This is a genomic window from Rhizobium sophoriradicis (genome assembly GCF_025200795.1).
Lineage (GTDB): Bacteria > Pseudomonadota > Alphaproteobacteria > Rhizobiales > Rhizobiaceae > Rhizobium > Rhizobium sophoriradicis.
In genome coordinates this window covers 1-21,936 of the sequence record NZ_CP104155.1, presented here as the reverse complement: position 1 = coordinate 21,936, position 21,936 = coordinate 1, and the positions used below count along the sequence as shown (strand labels likewise).

The 21,936-nt window shown below is 63.0% G+C and carries 14 protein-coding genes; 9 read left to right on the top strand and 5 right to left on the bottom strand.

The genetic code is table 11. From position 1 onward, the window contains the following. The first annotated feature begins 113 nt into the window (after positions 1 to 113). The 6 genes from N2597_RS28590 (at position 114) to cueR (ending at position 14,421) form a co-directional block, all read left to right on the top strand. On the top strand, positions 114 to 5,585 hold the full coding sequence (locus N2597_RS28590; RefSeq protein ID WP_183598762.1) for an alpha-2-macroglobulin family protein: 5,472 nt from the start codon (positions 114 to 116) through the stop codon (positions 5,583 to 5,585). Continuing rightward, positions 5,582 to 7,663, top strand: a complete 2,082-nt coding sequence (gene pbpC / locus N2597_RS28585) for a penicillin-binding protein 1C (protein ID WP_183598760.1) — start codon at positions 5,582 to 5,584, stop codon at positions 7,661 to 7,663. The genes N2597_RS28590 and pbpC overlap by 4 nt, the downstream gene beginning before the upstream one ends. Positions 7,664 to 7,723: 60 nt before the next feature. Then, positions 7,724 to 10,330, top strand: a complete 2,607-nt coding sequence (gene treY / locus N2597_RS28580) for a malto-oligosyltrehalose synthase (RefSeq protein ID WP_183598758.1) — start codon at positions 7,724 to 7,726, stop codon at positions 10,328 to 10,330. A 318-nt stretch (positions 10,331 to 10,648) separates the two neighbouring features. Then, on the top strand, positions 10,649 to 11,155 hold the full coding sequence (locus N2597_RS28575) for a hypothetical protein (protein WP_183598756.1): 507 nt from the start codon (positions 10,649 to 10,651) through the stop codon (positions 11,153 to 11,155). A gap of 347 nt (positions 11,156 to 11,502) precedes the next feature. After that, positions 11,503 to 14,022, top strand: coding sequence for a heavy metal translocating P-type ATPase (locus tag N2597_RS28570; protein WP_077989538.1), 2,520 nt, complete (start codon positions 11,503 to 11,505; stop codon positions 14,020 to 14,022). Between the two features lie 9 nt (positions 14,023 to 14,031). Continuing rightward, entirely contained in the window at positions 14,032 to 14,421 is a 390-nt protein-coding gene (gene cueR / locus N2597_RS28565; RefSeq protein ID WP_096762849.1) for a Cu(I)-responsive transcriptional regulator, read from the top strand. A gap of 5 nt (positions 14,422 to 14,426) precedes the next feature. Here the strand turns inward: cueR and N2597_RS28560 are convergent, their stop codons facing one another. After that, positions 14,427 to 14,735, bottom strand: a complete 309-nt coding sequence (locus tag N2597_RS28560) for a hypothetical protein (protein ID WP_040111275.1) — start codon at positions 14,733 to 14,735, stop codon at positions 14,427 to 14,429. A 177-nt stretch (positions 14,736 to 14,912) separates the two neighbouring features. Between N2597_RS28560 and N2597_RS28555 the strand changes: the two genes are divergently transcribed. Genes N2597_RS28555 through N2597_RS28545 form a run of 3 tightly spaced genes read left to right on the top strand, consistent with a single transcriptional unit; the run spans position 14,913 to position 16,937 of the window. Next, positions 14,913 to 15,452 (top strand): sigma-70 family RNA polymerase sigma factor, encoded by a 540-nt coding sequence (locus N2597_RS28555; RefSeq protein ID WP_183598754.1) that lies wholly within the window; start codon positions 14,913 to 14,915, stop codon positions 15,450 to 15,452. Continuing rightward, a complete protein-coding gene (locus N2597_RS28550; protein ID WP_183598752.1) occupies positions 15,439 to 16,206 on the top strand; it encodes an anti-sigma factor family protein in 768 nt (255 codons plus the stop codon). The genes N2597_RS28555 and N2597_RS28550 overlap by 14 nt, the downstream gene beginning before the upstream one ends. Positions 16,207 to 16,226: 20 nt before the next feature. Further along, a complete protein-coding gene (locus tag N2597_RS28545; protein WP_040111272.1) occupies positions 16,227 to 16,937 on the top strand; it encodes a Bax inhibitor-1/YccA family protein in 711 nt (236 codons plus the stop codon). A 121-nt stretch (positions 16,938 to 17,058) separates the two neighbouring features. Here N2597_RS28545 and N2597_RS28540 read toward each other — a convergent pair whose 3' ends face one another. The 4 genes from N2597_RS28540 to repA all read right to left on the bottom strand — a co-directional run bounded on the left by N2597_RS28540 (position 17,059) and on the right by repA (position 21,936). After that, entirely contained in the window at positions 17,059 to 18,195 is a 1,137-nt protein-coding gene (locus tag N2597_RS28540) for an RHE_PE00001 family protein (RefSeq protein WP_096762848.1), read from the bottom strand. Positions 18,196 to 18,376: 181 nt separating this feature from the next. Continuing rightward, positions 18,377 to 19,591 (bottom strand): plasmid replication protein RepC, encoded by a 1,215-nt coding sequence (gene repC, locus N2597_RS28535; RefSeq protein ID WP_097663906.1) that lies wholly within the window; start codon positions 19,589 to 19,591, stop codon positions 18,377 to 18,379. A gap of 156 nt (positions 19,592 to 19,747) precedes the next feature. Beyond that, a complete protein-coding gene (gene repB / locus N2597_RS28530) occupies positions 19,748 to 20,743 on the bottom strand; it encodes a plasmid partitioning protein RepB (protein ID WP_096762846.1) in 996 nt (331 codons plus the stop codon). After that, complete coding sequence (gene repA / locus N2597_RS28525; protein WP_183598750.1) at positions 20,740 to 21,936, bottom strand: plasmid partitioning protein RepA; 1,197 nt, start codon at positions 21,934 to 21,936, stop codon at positions 20,740 to 20,742. The genes repB and repA overlap by 4 nt, the downstream gene beginning before the upstream one ends.

Below are 21,936 nucleotides of genomic sequence, written 5' to 3'. Positions count from 1 at the left end.
AAGCCCCTGTGCGAAGGTGAAACAACCCTCAAGTTGAGTTGACAATCTCGTGAGGAGTGAGGAGAGTGCGGCCAGTCAGAGCCAGCATCGCCTGTATCCTTTGGGGGGAACCTATGTCCGTGCGCTCGTTCTTCGCTTTCGCTAGCATCGCATTTTTGTCGATGATCGCCGTCAGTTTTCCAGCCGCCGCCGCGGAAACCAAGCGTGACATCCAGACGATCAAGGACGCCGATTTCTTCGGCTTCGATCTTCGCACCGAGCAGAACGTCTCGCTCGATCAGTGCAAGACCTCCTGCATCGGCGACAAGAGCTGCAAGGCCTTCACTTACAATCCCAAGGTGAAATGGTGCTTCCTGAAATCCGATTTCAAGACGATGAACGCCTTCCCCGGCGCCATCGCCGGCAAGATCGTTGAGACCGCCGCCCAGAAGGAGCCGGATATCGGCGCGGCGCCGCGCCTGACCTTCCTGGCCGACGACCTGATCCAGCAGGCCCACGACTTCAGGGACAATCTTGCCCTAACCGACGCCCAGCAGGGCCAGAGCGTCGACAGCCTGACGGCCGGCGCCCGTCTCGACATGACCGCCAACAATCTGACCGACGCGCTGATCGCCTTTCATGGCGCACTGTCGATCACGCCCGACGATGCCGATCTCTGGCTCGAAACCGCCCGCGCCGCCGCTACGCTCGGCAGCACCCAGACCGGCACGAGCGGCCAGGCCGTGCTCGACGCGCTGAACGGCTACGAGCTGACGCGCACCAAGGCCAAGCGCGCCGAGGCGCTCGCCGTGCTCGCCGACGCCTTGGACCGAAACGCCAATTACCGCCCGGCCCTCTACGCCTACAAGGCGAGCCTGGCGCTCGTTGCCTCCGACGATGTGCAGGCGGCCTATCTGCAGCTGAAGGCGACGCATGGCTTCCGCATCACCGAACACACGGTCGACGCCGACAGCGCCACGCCGCGCGCCTGCGCCACCTTCTCCGAGGCGCTCGTCAAGACTACCGACTACACACCTTTCGTAACGCTGAACGGCGAGGCGCCGAAGGCGGTCGAGACCAAGGATAAGCAGATCTGCGTCGAAGGACTGACGCATGGCGAGACCTACAAGATCGCCTTCCGCACCGGGCTGCCGTCGTCCGTCGACGAGACCCTCGACGCACCTGTCACCGTCGACGTCTATATCAAGGACCGCAGCCAGATGGTGCGGTTTACCGGCGACAGCTTCGTGCTGCCCTCGACGGCGCGCCGCGGCATCCCGATCGTCTCGGTCAACATGACCTCGGCCAATCTGAAACTCTACCGCATCGGCGACCGCGCCATTGCGCCGCTGTTGACGAACTCGCAGTTCCTCAGCCAGCTCGACGGCTACAGCGCCCAGAACATCCAGGACCAGAGCGGCGAGCTCGTCTGGCAGGGCTCGATCGAGATCGCCCACGAGCTGAACAAGGACATCGTCACCAGCTTCCCGGTCGACGAGGCGCTGCCGGAGCGCAAGCCCGGCATCTACGTCATGACGGCAACGGCGCCGAACGGCCCGGCGCAGGAGTGGAATTCGCAGGCGACGCAATGGTTCCTCGTCTCCGATATCGGCATCACCACCTATGCCGGCACGGACGGGCTCAACGTCTTCGCCCGCTCGCTTGCCTCGGCAAAGCCGATGTCAGGCGTCGAATTGCAGCTGCTTGCCAAGAACAATGAAGTGCTCGGCACCGCGACAACAGACGAAAACGGCCGCGCCACCTTCACCGCCGGCCTGATCCGCGGCACGGCGGCGCTGACGCCCGCCGTCATCGCCGCCAGGAACGGCACGTCGGACTATGTCTTCCTCGATATGACCCGGGCCGGCTTCGACCTCTTCGACCGCGGCGTCACCGGTCGCGCCGCACCCGGCGCAATCGACGTCCTGGCCTTCACCGAACGCGGCATCTACCGGGCCGGCGAAACGGTGCATGCCCAGGCGCTTGCCCGCGACACCGACGGCAACGCCATCGAAAACCTGCCGCTCACCTTCATTTTCAGCCGCCCGGACGGCGTCGAAGACCGGCGGATCGTCAGCCAGACCAGCAACCTTGGCGGTTATTCCATCGATTTCGCCACCCAGGAAAACGCCATGCGCGGCACCTGGACGATGAACATCTATACCGATCCCAAGGGCAGTGCGATCGCCAGCAAGAGTTTCCTCGTCGATGATTTCGTGCCCGATCGCACCGACATGGAGATCAAGACCGAGGCCAAGGAAATCGGCCCGGATACGCCGGCGAATGTCACCATTTCGGGCAAGTATCTCTATGGCGCCCCGGCCGCCGGCCTGACGCTTGAAGGCGATGTCGTCGTCAAACCGACGCGTGAGAACGCCGCCTATAAGGGCTTTCTGTTCGGTCTCGCCGACGAAGAGGCGAGCGAAGATTCGCGCCTGCCGATCGACGGTCTGCCGGAGCTCGACGAGAACGGGCAAGCTTCGACCGATCTCACCGTCGGCGAGCTGCCGGCGACGACGCAGCTGCTCAACGCCACCGTCTACATCAGGATGCAGGAAGCGGGCGGACGCGCCATCGAACGCTCGCTTGTCATTCCGGTGAAGAACGAGCGCGCTTCGATCGGCATCAAGCCGGAATTTTCCGACGAACTGCCCGAGAATTCGATCGCCAACTTCACGGTGATCGGCGTCAGCGCCGATGGCAAGAAGCAGGAGAGCAAGGACCTGCGCTGGAAATTCTACAGCCTCAACCGCGAATACCAATGGTATCGCGAGGGAACGGCGTGGAAATACGAGCCGGTCTATACCGCCGAGCAGATTTCCAACGGCAGCGTCGATGCGACGCTGGAGGGCGGCAAGATCTCCGTGCCGGTAACATGGGGCCGTTATCGCCTCGAAGTGGAAAGCCCGGATGCCGACGGCCCGACCTCGAGCGTCGAATTCGACGCCGGCTGGTTCGTCGCCTCGACCTCGACCGAAACGCCGGACGGGCTGGAAATCGCCCTCGACAAGGACAGCTACAAGATCGGCGAGACGGCCAAGCTGAAAGTCACCTCGCGCTACGGCGGCGAGTTGATGGTGACATCAGGAACCGAAAAGCTCGTCGCCGTGCAGAATGCGACGATCGGCGAGAGCGGCGGCGAGGTCGACATCCCCGTCACATCAGACTGGGGCGCCGGCGCCTATGTGACCGCGACCCTCTTCCGTCCCGGCGACGCCCAGGACAGCCACATGCCGATGCGCTCGATCGGCATCCAATGGCTGAAGGTCGATCCCGCACAGCGCGCTCTGCAGGTCAAACTCGACACACCGGAAAAGATGCTGCCGCGCGGACCGTTGAACATCGGCCTGCAGGTGGCTGGTGCGAGCGCCAATGAGGATGCCTATGTCACGGTTGCCGCCGTCGATGTCGGCATTCTCAACCTGACGCGCTACGAACCGCCAAATCCGGAGGACTGGTATTTCGGCCAGCGCCAGCTCGGCCTTGAGATCCGCGACCTCTATGGCCGGCTGATCGACGGTTCGCTGGGTGCCACCGGCAAGCTCAGGACCGGCGGCGACGGCGGCGCCATTGCGTTGCAGGCAAGCCCGCCGACGCAGAAGCTCGTTGCCTTCTTCTCCGGCCCGGTGAAGCTCGACGCCGAAGGCAAGGCCAACGTCTCCTTCGATATCCCCCAATTCAACGGTACGGCGCGCGTCATGGCTGTGGCATGGTCGAAGACCGGTGTCGGCCACGGCGTCAAGGATGTCATCATCCGTGATCCCGTCGTCGTCACCGCGAGCCTGCCGAAATTCCTGGCCCCCGGCGACAAGGCCGATCTGCGCCTCGACATTGCCAATACCGATGCGCCGGCCGGCGACTTCAAACTGCAGCTGACCGGCGATGAGGCGGTCGGCATCGAGCAGACCTCCGCCGCGCAGACGATCCGCCTCGAGGCCGGCGCAAAGACGGAGCTGACGCTTTCGCTGATCGGCAAGCAGCCGGGCGCCGGCAGCGTCTCGATCAACCTCTCCGACGCCTCCGGCCTGTCGCTCGACCAGACCGTCAACGTGCCGGTACGCCCGGCATCCCTGCCGATCACCCAGCGCAGGGTGCTGGCGCTGAAGCCGGGGGCCAAGCTCACCGTCGACAAGAACCTCCTGGCCGACAGCGTGCTGCCCGGCGCGGCAATCAGCGTCAACGTCACCCGTTCGGCCGCCTTCGACATTCCGGCGCTCTTGATGACGCTCGACCGCTATCCCTTCGGCTGCGCCGAGCAGACCACCAGCCGGGCGCTACCGCTGCTCTACTTCGCCGAAGTGGCCAAGCAGGCCGGCATCGAAAACGACGACGATGTGCGCAAGCGCGTGCAGGACGCGATCTACCGCGTGCTCTCCTACCAGGCCTCGGCCGGCAGCTTCGGCCTCTGGGGGCCGGATTCGGGCGACGTTTGGCTCGATTCCTACGTCACCGATTTCCTGACGCGAGCCCGCGAAATGAAATATGACGTGCCGGAAAGGGCCTTCGTGCAGGCGCTCGAAAACCTGCAGAATACCCTCTCCTACACCACCGACATCAAGGGCCAGGGCGACCAGATCGCCTATGCCGTCTATGTGCTGGCCCGCAACAAGAAGGCCGCGATCAGCGATCTGCGTTATTACGCCGATACGATGATCAACGACTTCCCGACGCCGCTCGCCAAGGCGCATATCGCCGCCGCATTGGCGCTTTATGGCGACGCCCAGCGTTCGAAGAACATCTTCGTCGACGCACTGCAGATGTCGCAGCAGTCGATGGTGTCGCGCGTGAACCTGTCGCGGACCGATTACGGCACGATCCTGCGCGACGGCGCGGCGATCCTGGCGCTTGCTGCCGAAAGCCGGCCGGTTCCGCCTGTCATCCCGGATCTTGCCAAGGCCGTCGCCAAGGAATGGGGTCGCAGCAAATACAAGAGCACCCAGGAAGAAACCTGGATGCTGCTTGCCGCGCGCGCCATCCAGGGCGGTGATGACGGCCTGAAGATCGACGTCAATGGCGCGGCGCACACCGGCGCCTATATGGCCCGGCTGGCCGGCGAGGCACTCGCCGACCATCCGCTGACCTTGACCAACCAGACGAAAGACGCGGTCTCGGCCATCGTTACGACCGTTGCCGCCCCGACCGTGCCGCTGCCGGCCGGCGGCGATGGCTTCCTCATCGAGCGCAGCTATTACACGCTCGACGGCGAGCAGGCGAATGTCACCGAGGCGAAGCAGAATGAACGCTACGTCGTCGTCATCCATGTGCGCGAGACCAACGACTGGCCGTCGCGCATTGTCATCACCGATCTTCTGCCCGCCGGTTTCGAGATCGACAATCCCAACCTCGTCGACAGCGCCCAGATGACGAATTTCGACTGGATCGGCGAAATCTCCGCTGCCCATACGGAATTCCGCTACGACCGCTTCGTCGCCGCCTTCAACCGTGCGGCCGGCGACAATCGCGAATTCAACGTCGCCTATGTCGTGCGCGCCGTCACCCCCGGCACCTACGACCATCCGGCAGCAAGCGTCGAGGATATGTATCGGCCGGAGTTTTCGGCCCGCACGGCGACCGGCAAGATGGAGGTCGTAGCGGCGCAACAATGAGACGATGGCACAAGTTTGCGATCGGGTCCGCCGCCGGCATTCTTCTTGCCGGCGCGGCCCTCTTCGCGCTCGACGCCGCCGACAAGGCCTTTCCGCCGCCGCTCGACAAGGCGGATATGGTTTCCCCGGAAGTGCTGGATGCCGACGGGCAGCTGCTGCGCGCCTTCGCGACGGCCGAAGGCCGCTGGCGGCTGAAAACGACGGTCGCCGATGTCGATCCGCAATTCCTGCGCATGCTTGTTGCCTACGAGGATCAGCGTTTCTACGATCACGGCGGCGTCGACGTCTGGGCCCTCGGGCGAGCCAGCTTGCAATTCGTCCGCAACGGCCGCATCGTCTCCGGCGCCTCGACGCTATCGATGCAGGTGGCGCGGCTGATCGAGCCGCGCGCGGAACGTTCGTTTGCGGCAAAACTGTTGCAGCTCGCCCGCGCCGTGCAGATCGAACGGCGGCTGTCGAAGGACGAGATCCTCGATCTCTATCTGACGCATGCGCCCTATGGCGGCAATCTGGAGGGCGTGCGCGCCGCAAGCCTCGCCTATTTCGGCAAGGAGCCGCGCCGCCTGACCGTCGCCGAAGCCGCCCTGCTCGTCGCCCTGCCGCAATTGCCGGAACGGCGCCGGCCGGACCGCAATCTCCAGGCGGCGCAAGGGGCGCGCAAACGCGTGCTGGAGCGGGCCGCAGTGGCCGAGGCCGTCGGCGATGGCGAGGCGGAGCGGGCCGAAGCTGTCGCGATCCCCATGCGGCGCATGCAGCTGCCGGCATTGGCCGCCCATGTCGCGGAAGCCGCGCTTCGCAAGAAGCCTGATGTCCTCAAGCATCGGACGACCTTGAAGAAGCAGGTGCAACAAGGGCTGGAAGCGGTCGCCCGGGCGGCGGCCATGAAGCTCGGACCGAAGCTTTCGCTCGCCATGGTGATGGCCGATGCCCAGACCGGCGCGATCGTCGGCGAGGTCGGCTCGGCCGATTATTTCGACGCCAGCCGCTCCGGCTGGATCGATATGACGCGCGTCAACCGCTCGCCCGGTTCGACGCTGAAGCCCTTCATCTACGGGCTCGCCTTCGAACAGGGCCTTGTCTCTCAGGAGACGATCATCGAAGACCGGCCGGCCGATTTCTTCGGCTACCGGCCGCGCAATTTCGACATGAGCTACCAGGGCGACGTCACCGTGCGCGAGGCCTTGCAGCTTTCCTTGAACGTGCCGGCCGTCAAGCTGCTCGACGCCGTCGGCCCGTCACGGCTGATGGTGCGCTTTCGCCGTGCCGAGGTGCGCCCGGTTCTGCCGCCGAACGAGACGCCCGGTCTTGCGATCGGTCTTGGCGGCGTCGGCATCACGCTCAAGGATCTGGTGCAGCTCTATACGGCGCTCGCCGATCGCGGCCAGCCGGCACGGCTCGGCGACGGCATAACCGGCACACCTGATAAGCTCGACGGCGAACCGCTGCTGGAGCCGGTCGCGGTCTGGAACGTCGCCGATATCCTCTCCGGCGTCATTCCCCCCGCCGGCGCGCCGCAGCGCGGCATCGCCTACAAGACCGGCACCAGCTACGGTTACCGCGACGCCTGGTCGGTCGGCTATGACGGGCGCTATGTGCTCGGCGTCTGGGTCGGCCGGCCCGACAACAGCGCCGTGCCGGGTCTGACCGGCTATGGCACCGCAGCACCCATCCTGTTCGAAGCTTTTGCCAAATCAGGTATCGCGACGACACCCTTGCCGCGGCCCCCCGCCGGGGCCATCCGCATCGCCCAATCGGAGCTTCCGATCAGCCAGCGGCGTTTTGCGCTGAATGCCAGCGGCCTGCTCGTCGCCTCCGGGCGCGAACCCGCGCCGCAGATCGTCTATCCGCCCGAAGGCGCCCATATCGATCTCGGCGCAAAAGGCGGTGATCTATCGCCGTTGATGCTGAAGCTGCAGGGCGGCCGCGCGCCCTTCCGCTGGCTTGCAAACGGCAAGCCGCTGCCTGACCTATCGCGTCGGCGCACCCAACAATGGCAGCCCGATGGCGGCGGCTATTCGAAGCTGACCGTCATCGATTCAGCCGGACGAGCCGCAAGTGTGGGCGTTTTCATCGACTGAAGGAACCAAAGCCCGGAGGCAACCGTTGGAAGAAATCTCCCTCCAACGTCAGACGGGCTCATGACACTTCCGACAGCGACCTACCGGATACAGTTCCGCAACGGCATGACCTTCGATCGCGCCTGCGCTCTTATTCCCTATCTCAAGACGCTCGGTATCAGCCACCTTTACGCCTCACCCATCTTCACCGCCGTCAGCGGTTCGACCCATGGTTATGACGTCACCGACGCCAACGACATCGACCCCGCGCTCGGCGGCCGGGCAGGCTTTGACCGGCTGACGGAACGCCTGGCCGCGGCGGGCATGGGCCTCATCCTCGACATCGTCCCGAACCATATGGCCGCCTCGCCGGAAAACGGCTGGTGGCGCGACGTCCTGACGTTCGGGCGGCAAAGCGCTTATGCCGGCCACTTCGATATCGATTGGAGCGAGCCGCTGACCCTGCCGCAGCTCGGCCAGAATTTCGAAGAGGCGCTGGCTGCAGGCGAATTGCGTCTCGTGCTCGACGAGGCGCACGGCAACTTTGGCTTGGCTTACTTCCAGACCCTATTGCCGCTGAACCCCAGCAGCTACGGTGCGCTCGCCAACCGCCTCGACGATCCAGTCGCCATGCGAATGGCGGAGGCGGCCGTCACATCGGGGGCGGATTTTGCTCGCGCGCTGCGCGATATCCTCTTCGAAGGCGGCGATCGGTCGATCCTCCGGCAAAAACTCGAGGACGTTTCGTCCGATCATGACTTTCTCAGAAGCCTGCATGAGGAACAGCATTGGCGCCTCACGCATTGGAAGGAGGCGGCGCGGCATCTGAGCTATCGCCGTTTTTTCGAAGTGACCGGACTGGTCGGCACCCGCGTCGAAGATCCCCCGGTGTTCGACGACCTGCATCGGCTGGTGCTCGAGCTGGTGCGCCAGGGCAAGGTGCAGGGGCTGCGCATCGATCATGTCGACGGGCTCGCCGAACCCAAGGCCTATCTCGACAGGCTTCGGGGAGCGGTCGGAGCCGATATCTATATCGTGGTGGAAAAGATCCTCGGAGCAAGCGAGGTGTTGCCGGAGAGCTGGCCGGTCGCGGGCACCACAGGATATGAATTCATCGCCGCGCTGAGCGAACTCTTCATCGACGCCGGCGGACTGCGCATATTGGATGATGCCTATCGCCGCCTCGCCGGCGAGACGGCTGATCCCGAAGAGGGTCGGCGGCTTGCCAGGCGACAGATGGTGGAGCGCAATTTCGCCGGGGAGACCGGCACCCTGACAACGATCGCCGCGGACATCTTTCCCGAACTCGACAGAGCAGAGATCGCCACCGCTATCAACGCGCTGCTCATCGCCTTTCCCGTCTACCGCACCTATGGCGACGGCGGTCCGCTATCCTGGCAGGATTCGGCTGTCCTAGCCGCGACCGCATCGCACGTCATGGCAGAGCTCGACGACCGGCGCGCGCTTGATCATGTGCTGAAGCTTCTCGAAGGCAGGATCGACGGTGATGCGGCTCATGAATTCCGGATCCGCTTCCAGCAATTGAGCGGGCCGGTCATGGCGAAGGCGACCGAGGATACGCTGTTCTACCGCTATAACCGGCTGCTTGCCGCAAACGAAGTCGGCAGCGAACCGGGCAAGCCGCCCGAGGGCCTGGACGGCTTCCACCGCCGCATGGCCGAACGGGCGCGGCTGCAGCCGCATGGGCTTTCGGCAACGGCGACCCACGACACCAAGCGCGGCGAGGATACACGCGCAAGGCTCTATGCCTTGAGCGAGGGCTCGGATGTTTTTGCCCAGGCGGTGGCGCGTTGGCGTGAGATGAACCGGGCGTGGCTGAAGGATCTGCCGGATGGTGCGGCACCGGAGCCGAATACCGAATGGATGCTCTATCAGGCGCTTGCCGGCGTCTGGCCGGAGGATTTCGACAGAGGGCAGATGGAAGAGCTGCGCGCCCGCTTTACCGACTACGCGGTCAAGGCGGTGCGCGAGGCGAAATTGCGCACCGCCTGGACGGAACAGGATGACGCTTATGAGGAGGCCGTCACGAGTTATGCCGCGGCGCTGGTGTCGCCCGATAATGACGCCTTTCTCGAAGATTTCGAAGGAGTACTGCAGCCCTTCATTGCGGCCGGCTACGTCAACAGCCTGTCGCAGACACTGCTCAAGCTGACGGCGCCGGGCATTCCCGACATTTACCAGGGCGCGGAAGGTTTCGATTTCAGTCTCGTCGATCCCGACAATCGCCGACCGGTCGACCACGAACAGCTGGCTGCCTGGCTTGCTGAAGCCGGACCGATCGCCAAGCTACAGGCGGCGGCGTTGAAGCAGCGCATCGTCAGCATTGGCCTGCAGCTGCGCCGGCGGCACCCGGCTCTGTTTTCGAAAGGCGATTATCTGCCGTTGAAGGCGACGGGCAGCCGCCGCGACCATCTGCTCGCCTTTGCCCGGGTGCATAAAGGCGATTTCGCAATCGTCGCCGTGCCCCGAATGATGTTCGGCTGGCTCGATCCCCGCGTGCTTTTTGCCGGTCCGGAGTTCTGGGAGGACACGGCGATCGCGGTGCCCTCCCCTCTTCACGGGTTGAAGGCGGATCTGCTGACCGGAAAACCCATCGAGCCCGGCGGCAGCATCTCGGTTGCCGCCTTGCTCGGAAGCCAGCCCCTCGGGCTGATCAGCCCGACCTGAGGATGGCGCCAAGCCACCCGGGTCCGTCACATAAAATGGGCAAAGATATACGCTAAGGATGGCGGGTGTCTAAAAACACCTGTTTGACATTGGAGCAGGAATAGCCGCTTGCCACCTTCGACGCGTCCGATCCTCCGTCGGAATCTGCCGCAGGTTCGACGGCAAGGTTGCCGCGTCCGGACAGAATCCGCTAACGGTGTGGGTGTGTGAAAAAGGAGACGTTCGGACTGGCGTAAGAATCAAACATGCGGAAATCGGCGCAACGAGTTTTTGCAAGGATTATCATTGAACAACGAGTTGGACGTTGGGGAAGCAAGCATGACTGAAGCCCGAACTAAAATTCTTCGCCTTTTCGAGAAGCACCGCGCGACGCCGGGCGCACCCTACGACGAAGACCACTTTCTCGACTTCTTGTTGGCCGATCCCAAAAGGAAGGGTGCGCTCTACGACAGCTTTCGAGGGCTTCGTAGGTTCCGCGCTTTTCTGGATGACGTCCAGTACGAGTTGGAGGTGTGCTTTTCGATCAAGGATCGGGAAGCCAATTATCCGCTCAACAAGTTTATAGCCCGGGCGATGGAGCTTCAGCAATCTCGGCGCGGGTCGCTGCGGTCCCTGCAACGTCAAATTAACGCCGGACCAGGATGGGGAGTGCTGATCGTCGCAGATGTCTTGCTACTGACTATCGGCAGCTTCTTAAGCGGCAGTCTGTGGGCGCTTACGACCGTTGTCACCGTTGCAGTGGCTGTAAACATCAGCTTTGCGCTATTCGCTTGGAAGGCCAGGTCTTATCTCCTCAAGCTTCGGGCACGCATTAAAGGTAACTGAAGTCTCGAAAGCACGAATGTCCGCCACGGCTTTCCGGACATTGGTCGCGCTGCAGTTCGTCGGAAAGCTGCCTGTCGGCAAAACATCTTGTTTGACAGGGGCCTGCGCTCTCGGATCGCGCCTCCGCGACGGCCGGAGGGCTGCGGCCGTTGCGCCAAAAGATCGGAATTTCCGATGTCCAAAGCGCTTAGCGTATATCTGTGCCATTTTATGTGAAGCCCCCCACCCGCTCCGGAAGCGAGCGGCGGCCGTCGAAAAATCAATCTCGCCGAAATTAGCACTTGACCTTCCAGTTGCTGGAAGGTCGATAAGTCTCTCCAACTGCCCTTGGGGCATAGGAGATAAGCATGAACAAAAAACACGACCACCATCACGGTCACACCCATGGCAATGATCATAGCCATTGCAGCCATGCTCGGGAGAAAGCCGCCGACACGGTCATTCGTGATCCCGTCTGCGGCATGACCGTCGATCCGGAGGCCGGCAAGCCCTCGCTTACGCATGCTGGCCGCATCCACCATTTCTGCTCCGAGAGCTGCCGGACGAAATTCGCGGCGACGCCGCAGGATTACCTGACAGCGAAGGACCCTGTCTGCGGCATGGCCGTCGATCGTTCGACGGCAAAACATTTTCTGAAGGTCGACGGCGAAAAATTCTACTTCTGCTCGGCCGGCTGCAAGACCAAGTTCGAAGCCGACCCCACGGCCTATCGCGACGGCAACCGCCCGGCCGCAAAGCCGGCGCCGAAGGGCACGCTCTATACTTGCCCGATGCATCCTGAGGTCGTCAGCGACCGTCCCGGCGACTGCCCGAAATGCGGCATGGCGCTGGAACCGGCGGGTATTCCTCCTGATGACGAAGGCCCGAACCCGGAACTTGTGGATTTCACCAGACGGCTCTGGGTCAGCGCCATCCTTGCCCTGCCGCTGCTGGCGCTCGGCATGGGGCCGATGCTCGGCCTGCCGCTCCGCGAAGCGATCGGCGAACCGCAGGCGACCTACATCGAGCTATTGCTGGCAACGCCGGTGGTGCTGTGGGCGGCCCTGCCCTTCTTCCGCCGCGCCTGGGCGTCCCTCGTCAACCGCAGCCCGAACATGTGGACGCTGATCGGTCTCGGCGTCGGCACCGCCTATCTCTACAGCCTCGTCGCCACGCTTGCGCCCGGGATCTTCCCGATGAGCTTTCGCGGCCACGGCGCCGCCGTGCCGGTCTATTTCGAGGCGGCCGCCGTCATCGTCGCGCTCGTCTTCGTCGGCCAGGTGCTGGAATTGAAGGCGCGCGAACGCACCGGCTCGGCGATCCGCGCCCTGCTTGATCTCGCGCCGAAGACGGCGCGCCGCATCAATGCCGACGGCAGCGAAAGCGACGTGCCGGTGGACGACATCCAGGCCGGCGACCGGCTGCGCGTGCGTCCCGGCGAACGCATTCCGGTGGACGGGTCCGTCCTTGAGGGCCAGTCGACCGTCGATGAATCGATGATTACAGGCGAGCCCTTGCCGGTCGAGAAGACGACGGGCGACGGGTTGACCGGCGGTACGATCAACAAGAACGGCTCCCTCGTCATGTCGGCCGAGAAAGTCGGCGCAGACACAGTGCTGTCGCGCATCATCGACATGGTCGCCGCGGCGCAACGCTCGCGGGCGCCAATCCAAGGCGCAGTCGACCGGGTGTCGGCCGTCTTCGTGCCGGCCGTCGTCGTCGCGGCCATCCTTGCCTTCATCGTCTGGGCCGCGATCGGGCCGGAACCGAGCCTGGCCAATGCGCTGCTGGCCGCCGTCGCCGTTCTGATCATCGCCTGCCCCTGCGCGCTCGGTCTTGCGACGCCGATGTCGATCATGATCGCGACCGGGCGCGGCGCTCAGGAAGGCGTGCTGATCAAGGATGCCGAAGCGCTGGAACGCTTTTCCAAGGTCGACACGCTGATCGTCGACAAAACAGGCACGCTGACCGAAGGCAAGCCTGTTCTCACCGACATCGTCGCCTTCGGCGGCATCGAAGAAAACCGGCTGCTGTCGCTGGCGGCAAGCCTGGAGCGCGGCTCCGAACATCCGCTGGCCGAAGCGATCGTTTCCGGCGCCGAAGAGCGCGGTGCCACCTTCGTCGAGGTCACCGGCTTCGAGGCTAAGACCGGCAAGGGTGTCAAGGGCCTTGCCGCCACCACGAGCGTGGCGCTCGGCAATGCCGCAATGCTCGCCGATCTCGGCGTCGATCCGTCGGCGTTGTCGGAGAAGACAGAAGCGCTGCGCGGCGATGGCAAGACGGTGATGTTCGTCACGGTCGACGGCAAGCTTGCCGGCCTCGTTGCCGTCGCCGACCGGATCAAGCCGACGACATCAGCCGCCATCAAGGCGCTGCACGAAAGCGGGCTGAAGATCATCATGGCGACCGGCGACAACGAGCGCACGGCGAGGGCGGTGGCGAAGAGCCTCGGTATCGACGAGGTCCGCGCCGACGTGTTGCCGGAAGGCAAGAAGGCGCTGATCGAGGAACTGCGCGCGAAGGGCGCCGTCATCGCCATGGCCGGCGACGGTGTCAACGATGCGCCGGCACTTGCTACTGCCGATGTCGGCATCGCCATGGGCACCGGCGCCGATGTGGCGATGGAAAGTGCCGGCATTACATTGGTCAAGGGCGACCTCAACGGCATCGTCAGGGCGCGGCGGCTGGCGGCGGCGACGATGCGCAATATCCGCCAGAATCTCGGTTTCGCCTTCGGCTATAATGCCCTCGGCGTCCCGGTCGCCGCCGGTGTGCTCTATCCGGTCTTCGGCCTGCTGCTGTCGCCGATGATCGCAGCGGCGGCAATGAGCCTGTCGTCGGTGTCGGTGATCGCCAATGCGCTGAGGCTGCGCTTTGCAAAATTATAGGAGATGACGATGAATATCGGCGAGGCATCTGAGCGGTCCGGCCTGCCTTCGAAGACGATCCGCTATTACGAGGATATCGGCCTGATCCGTCCCGAAAGGGGCGGAAACGGCTATCGCGACTACGCTGCGAGCGATGTTCACAAACTGCGTTTCCTGCAGCGCTCGCGCGGTCTCGGCTTTTCGGTCGACGAATGCCGGCAATTGCTGGCGCTCTATGAGGACAAAGGTCGGGCGAGCGCCGACGTCAAGGATATCGCCGAGAGCAAACTCGGGGAGATCGACCGCAAGATCCGTGAGCTGACGGAACTTCGCCGCACGCTGGAGCACCTCGTGCATGCCTGCCACGGCAATGACCGGCCGGACTGTCCGATTCTCGAAGAGCTTTCAGATGGCCGCTGAGCATTTCAGGAAGGTCGAGATGTGTCCTGGATGAGCGCGTGAGAGAACGGCGCCGGCTCTGCAGCATCATCCTCGTCGCCGTCATCGAGTACGCCGTCGTCGAGCCGGTGCTTGATCGCCAGCGCGTAGATCACGTCGAGAATATTGCGGTCCTTGAGATGCGGATCGGTCAGGGCGAGAAGCGAGGCCCGGACGATCTTCTTGCTGGTGGCCTTCGGACAACGCATCTTGACGAAATCATAGAGCGCCTCACCCGTCAGCCCTTCCATGGCGCCGTCCACGAGAGCTTCGTAGACCCGCTTCTTTTCCTTCATTTTGTATCTTCCCCTCCAATCAGCGGCGTGAATAATCTGTCATGTAATTGTCATAAACAATCGCCGATTTGAGGCGTTGATCGTATCCTGCCCGAATCTTCGGCGGCGATGTCCCGTCCGGCTGATTTTTTTGCCCTGCCGGGGAATAAAATCCGGCGGGCTTGCGTATACTCAATCATGGAACGCGAAGACCGTCCTTTTGACGTCATCGGACAGCTCGCAGCGCTAAGGCGTTACGCGCGCGCGCTGGTGCGCAATTCGGACGAGGCAGAAGACCTGGTGCATGATGCGCTGGTGCGCGCCTTCGAGAAGCGAAAAAGCTTCCGCAGCGGCGGCAACCTGCGTACCTGGCTGCTTTCGATTCTGCACAATGCCCATATCGATCGACTTCGCCAGAACCGGTCGCTGACGCGCCGCCACGATGAAGCGGCTGTCGAAGCCGAGCAGTCCCTGCCCGCCGGTCAGGAGCATGCCGTGCGTCTGCAGCAGGTGCGAGACGCCTTCTTCGATCTGCCGGAGGAACAGCGCGAGGCGCTGCATCTCGTGGCAATCGAAGATCTTTCCTATCAGGAAGCCGCCAATGCGCTCGGCATCCCGATCGGCACGTTGATGTCGCGCATCTCCCGCGCCCGCACACAGCTGCGCGAATTCGAGGAGAAGACGCCGCGCGTTTCGCAACTGAGATTAATCGGAGGGAACGGCCATGAAAGCAGTTGATCCGATCGTCGATGCCGATCTCGACGCCTATGTGGACGGCGAGCTCGATGTCGCCCGCCGCATCCAGGTGGAGTCCTATCTTTCTGAGAATCCGGCGATTGCCGCCAAGGTGATGGCCGATCTCAGCATGAAGGGTGAACTGCGCCTGTCGCTTGCCGGCGAAAGAGCCTTCGGCCGTCCCGAGACCCGCGATGCCGCCCGCCGGCTGGAACGCGGCCTTTCGTACGGCCGCATTTTCCATTCGATGCAGCGCATCGCCGCCGTCGGTATTCTGGTGACCGCCGGCTGGGTGGCGCACAATTCCTTCGGTGCATTCTCGGCGACCGAGGTGGCGGCCTCCGTTCCAGCGCCCGCCTATGTCGAGGATGCCGTCCGCGCCTATCAGACCGCGGTCCTGCGCGAAACCATGCCTTCGCAGCCACCGACCACTTACAGCGCCGACGAAATCCGCGCGGCCACCGCAATCGTGATGCCCGAACTGCCTACGGATTGGAAGATCGCCGACGTGCAGATCTTCCCGTCCGAATTCGGCCCGAGCGTCGAGATGGCGATCGAGCAGTCGGATGGAAAGCGGCTGTCGCTTTTCGCCGTCCGTCCGGGCGCTTTCGAGGTCAAGCCGGTCAGCCATCTCACGCTTGACAAAGCAGAAGCCGCCTATTGGCAGATCGGCGAAGTCGCGTATGCGCTTATCGCCGATGATAGCGGTCTCAATCTCGATCAGGCGGCCGAACGGCTCGCCCGCTCGCTCTATTAATTCTAACCGAGGAGATCAGCATGAACCCGATCAATCCCCGCTATGGCGCCGTTGCCGGCTCCCAGGCTATCTTCGACGAGGGTCTGCGCCAGCACATGCTGCGCGTCTACAATTACATGGCTCTCGGCCTCGTCATCACCGGCCTCGTCGCCTTCGTCGTCGGTTCGACGCCGGCGCTTTACGTGCCGATCTTCGGCTCGCCGCTGAAGTGGGTGGTGATGCTGGCGCCGCTCGCCTTCGTCTTCTTCTTCTCGTTCCGCATCCAGACGATGTCGGCGAGCACCGCGCAGATCACCTTCTGGGCCTTCTGCGCCGTGATGGGCCTGTCGCTCGCCTCCGTCTTCCTGGTGTTCACCGGGATGAGCATCGCGCGCACGTTCTTCATCACCGCCACGATGTTCGGCGCCACCAGCCTATACGGCTATGTGACCAAGCGCGACCTGTCGCGCATGGGCTCGTTCCTAATGATGGGCCTCTTCGGCGTCATCATCGCCAGCATCGTCAACATCTTCCTGGGTTCGAGCGCGCTGCAGTTCGCCATCTCGGTGATCGGCATCGTCGTCTTCGTCGGCCTCACCGCCTACGACACGCAGAACATCAAGGAACAGTATTCGGAAAATTATGATCAGGAATCGAACCAGAAGCTCGCCGTCTTCGGTGCGCTCTCACTCTACCTGAACTTCGTCAACATCTTCACGCTTCTGCTCAACTTCACGGGCGAGCGGGAATAGGACCGCGCTTCCGGGGGCAATGGAAGCGCAAGAGCGCCCGGTCTGCAGTCTGTGACAGGATGGCAGATCGGGTGCTCATCTCAAAACGAAGCGGCCGGGTTCACGCCCGGCCGTTTTCTTTTCAAATAATACCCCAGGCACGATAGCGGCCGCGGCCGGTGATTTCGCGAATGCCGATTTCATTGACGAGGTTCAGCGCGCCGCGCGGCGTAATCCTGAGATGGCGGGCGATCATCGCCGCCGAGACCATCGGCCGCGACAGGATGAAATCGGCAAGGTCCGGCAGGCTGCTGTTCGAACGGCGGCCGCGATAGCGCAACTCCATCTGCGTGCGTGCCAGCGACAACCGGTCGATTTCCTTGAGACCGGCCGCGGCACCCAGATGCATCGCCTCCAGAAAGGCTTGCAGCCGGGTGGCCCGGTCACGTGCCCGACGCCGCTCGTGACGCACCAGTTTCAGCCCGCCGTAAAAGGAAAAGAGATGCGAGGCGACCTTGCCGCGGGCGCGTAGATAACTTGCGACCAGAAGACCACCGAGCCAATGCTGACGCCGTAGCGGCTCGATCCTGTCCCAGGCCTCGAACAGAATGACGGCGCCGAGAACCGGCGGCAGGCTGTCGGCCAATGGCAAGACGTTTCGCCACTCCGCAAGCCGCTGTTCCTCGTCCCATTCCTCGTCGCCGAGCAGGCCGAGCGGGTCGTCGTTGCGCTTGGCTGAGGACATTGCGGCCACCGCCTCGCTGGCCGGCGCCTTGCCCGTATGGATATCGATGAGCTTCTGCGAGCGGGCAAGCAGCGCATCGATCTCCGCCATCTCGGCGGCGAGCGGCCCGTCTTCATCCTCGCCCTCTTCCTCGGTGTCGACCTCGATCGCCGGGCTTTTGCTTTCCAGCGCGGCCCCCTCCCCTTCCCCCATGGCTGCCGTCAGCGTTGCAAGGCCCGACGCTCCGATCGCCCAGGAAGGTTCCCCGGTCCAGATGCGCCGACGCGTCCGCAGCACCGAATGGGCGATCGTCAGTTCGTGGCTCGGCGCGCGGCTATCCATATGCGCGTCGTGCAAAACGAGATCCTCGACATGCACGAGTTCGCCGGCGACCCAGAGCGCACCGGCGGCATCGAAGAAATGACTGCGTTCGGCAAATCCCTCGCCGACCGGCGAGCGCAACACCCGCTCGTCCAGCCGTGCCAATCCGTCCTCTGCGGCGGCAAGGGGTGGAAGCAGGTTTTGCAGCATCGCACCGTCTATATCGTAGCGCATTGTTAAGCTTTACGGTTTTTCACAAATGGAAGCAAAAGACATGTTTTCTTCCGTCACTATGACATGGTTAACGGTGTATTTCAATAAAAGTGGTGGGGGAAGAAAGCGGTTAGGGGTTTCATCGACAGGCCGCATTTCCTTCTAACCCTCGCAGCTGGCGCGAGGCTTTTTGGCCACCCGCTCACCCGGTTCTCCTCGCCAGCGGACCATTTGCCCGCATCAACGCCATCAGCATCGGCCCGAGCGAGAATTCGCCGCGTTCCGCCCGTCGGGTCAGGTCGCGCAGATAGCCGCCGGCCGAGTTGATATGGCCGCCTCGTTCCAGAATGCAGGCGATCACCGTGGCGGCGTTTTCCGGCCCCATGATATCGCAGGCCAGTTGATAGGCGCTCGGGCTGACGCCCAGCGTCGAGCGGACGATGACGGCCGCGGCCATCAGATCCCGCCAGCTACCGATCCCGCCGCCCGGCCCATAAGCGGCGATCTCGGGGCAGGCCTGCAACACCATGGCAAGCGGGAAGGATTTTGGCGGCTCCCGCCACGCCCGCGGTTCTTCCTCCGGCTTTGCGCCCTGCTTCGTTTCGAAGCTTGGTTCAAGTTCAGATATTAGGTGTGGGTTTGAATTATGTATGTGCCGACCGTTTTGGCTGTCATTGGCGTCTGTTTTTTCTGTTTTCGTTTTCGATTCCAGCGTCTTGATGATCATTTCGCGGAACGCTTCGAGATCCGCCAGCAGGCTTCTCATCTCCGCAGCCGACGGACGGCGCGGCAGGCTGGCCGACAGCAGATTGAAATGCTTCTGCATCTCGATCCATTCGCCCGCAATTTCCTCTTCCAGCGCGATCTCGATCAGCTTGGCGATGTCACGCCGGCAGAGCGTCAGGCGCTCCCTCAGGCGCTTCCATTCGAGCCTATCGGCCATCACCTGAGCCGCCTGCGCTTCGATCTCGCCGGCGCGGGCAAGAAGCGGCGCCAGGCTGAAGCCGAAGGCCTCGCCAAGCCCGCCCTCACCGTTGCGGCGGGCAAACCGTTTGCCGTTCGGGCTATCGCGCCGGATGATCAGGCCGGCTTCCACCAGCATCGCCAGATTCCGCCGCAGCGTCGTGCCGGCCATGCCATGCGTGCGCAACGAGAGCTGCTCATTCGAAGGAAAAACCACGAAGCCGTTGGCCTCGGCAATCTCGTTCTTCGGATAGAAGGTCAACAACGCGTTGAGAACGGCAAGCGCACGATCGGATACGCCGATCATGTCCTTTGCCTCGCAGAGCGAGCGAAAGATCTTCCACTTGTCAACCGATGCGTCCGGATCGACCTTGCTGGCGCTTTCCTGGCTTGCCAGCATGCCAAGCGTCATCGATCGCCGCCCAAAGGGCGTCGATACATATTGAGGCTCCATGTCCCTCACCTTTTTTTCGAGGCAAAAGAAATCTTACCACCCAAAAGGATGCCGAAGATGCTTGACAGTGATTCGAGGAAGTGCGATTCTCAGATTGTCCAGATATGAGAAAGGCTTCCGCGACGGCAACGTTCGGAGGCTTTTTTCTTTTGCGGCCTACTCTCCTGCTTGCAACTTGCCTTCCCGATAGGCTTCGTAAAGCTCATCGAGACGGCGTGAAATATAAGCGCCGAAATCCGGCGCATCGCCTGTTTTCAACGCGATCGTGAAAGAATTGCCGGCGCTTCTGATTCGGCCGGCAATCTTGCCGCCGCTCTTCGGCTTCCAGTCATATTCCGTGGGCTCCGGCTTCGCCTCTTTCCGGGCGAGCTCGGCAACCAAAAGCTCGAAACGGCGGTCGCTCTCTTCCGCCATGAACTGTTCCGAGGCGATAAGCTTCGCAAGCCGCGCCGCCGTCATCCCGTTCCAGTCCTGGGCCAGCGCCATCCATTTACGCCGCCCAATGCCGGGGGCAGCTCCCACGGAGCGGACGATCTCGGCCGGGATGGCTTTTGCGACCGACAACAGCTTCGACAACTCCGTCTTGTCGGTCGACAGCGCCTTCATGATGACAGGACGCTCAAACCCCTTGAGCTCGAGATTGAAGGCGAAGACGGCGCGTTCGATATAGGAAAGGTTCCGGCGCGCCGAGTTCTCGATACCCTGCGCGATGACGACATCGGTATCGTCGAGTTGGCGGACGATCGCCTGCACTTTGCGCCCAAGCAGCCTGACGGCCTGCAGGCGGCGATGGCCATAAGCGATCTGGTAACGGGCCTCGTTGTCGGGATGGCGACGAACGAGAACCGGCACTTCCTGGCCGTTCTCGGCAATCGACTGCACCAGCTCGTCTTCCATATCGAGCGGCTGGTCGGCAAGCCGGTCACGGACGAAGGAGGAATCGATCAGATCGGGATCGAGTTCGACGATGCGTTCGCCGGAGAGCAAAGCCTCCTGCATCGCCCTGCTCTCTTCCTCCATGCGGCCGAGGGTCAGCGCCATGGTCCGAACCGGCCCGGCCGATCCACGCGAAGACGTCTCTTCGTAGTTGGCCGCGGCCAACTCCTGCGCCGTATCGTCGAAAAGACCTTTGAGGCGATCGCGTCTGCTCATGTGCGGCCCCAGGCTTTGTGGATACCAGCGAGAACCTCACCGTTGGCGGCATTGACCGATTCCAACGCCCGATCGTAAGTCGAGCGGCGCACCTGCCCCTTCTCGATTTCGAAGAGCGTCTGCTTGGTCAGGCCGGCATCGGCAATCGCCGTCGACTTGAGAATGGTTGCCGTCAACACGTCATCGCCGAACAGGCTGCGCAACAGCGCAACGATCTGCGACTGCGGTGCATCGAAAGGTTCGTGGCGGGTGACGACATATTTGATGAAGTCGTGCTGCAGGTCGCCGCCGGCCTTGCGAACGACGGAGAGCAGATCCGAGGTCATCAGCAGGAACTGCGACATGGACGCGACGTCGACCATCTGCGGATGGATGGTGATGAGCAGCGATGTGGCGGCGCAGACGGCTCCGAGGGTGAGATAGCCGAGCTGCGGCGGGCAATCGATCACCACCACGTCGTAATCCGCCTCGACCTCGGCAATTGCCACGCCGACCCGGCGGAAGAACAGCTCGGCCGGCTTTTGGCGATCGTTGAGCGCCCGCGGCGTCTCATGCTCGAACTCCATCAGCTCGAGATTGCCCGGCACCAGATCGAGCCCGTCGAAATAGGTCTTGCGGACGATATCCTTCAGCGGCTTGCGGGCTGCATCGTAGCGAATTGCGCCATAGAGCGTATCGCCGTCGGAGAGATCGAATTCGGGCTGCACGCCGAGCATGGAGGAGAGCGAGGCCTGCGGATCGAGATCGATGGCGAGCACCCGGTAACCGGCCAGCGCCAGATACTGCGCCAGATAGAGGGTCGTCGTCGTCTTGGCCGAACCGCCCTTGAAATTGGTGACGGCGACCGTCTGCAGCTTCTCGCCGGGACACCGCCAGGGAAGATAGCCGAGCGCATCCTTCGGCTTCAGCTTCGCCATATAATGGCGCAATTCATTGATCTGGCCGAGCGTATAGGAGCGCCTGCCATTCGGGGAAAGTTCCGGTTGCGGCCCCTTGCCATCCAGCGAGAGCTGGCGAAGATAGCCGTCGGAAACGCCGATCATCTGAGCGGCCTCGCCGGAGGAGAATGTACGCAGCGTCTTCTGCGAAAGCGGCGGAAACAGCTTGTCACGCAGCAGCTTCAACTGCCGCGAAAGCTGGTTCGCATGCCGCTCGATCCGCACATCTGTCGTCGATACGCTAATGTTGTCCAA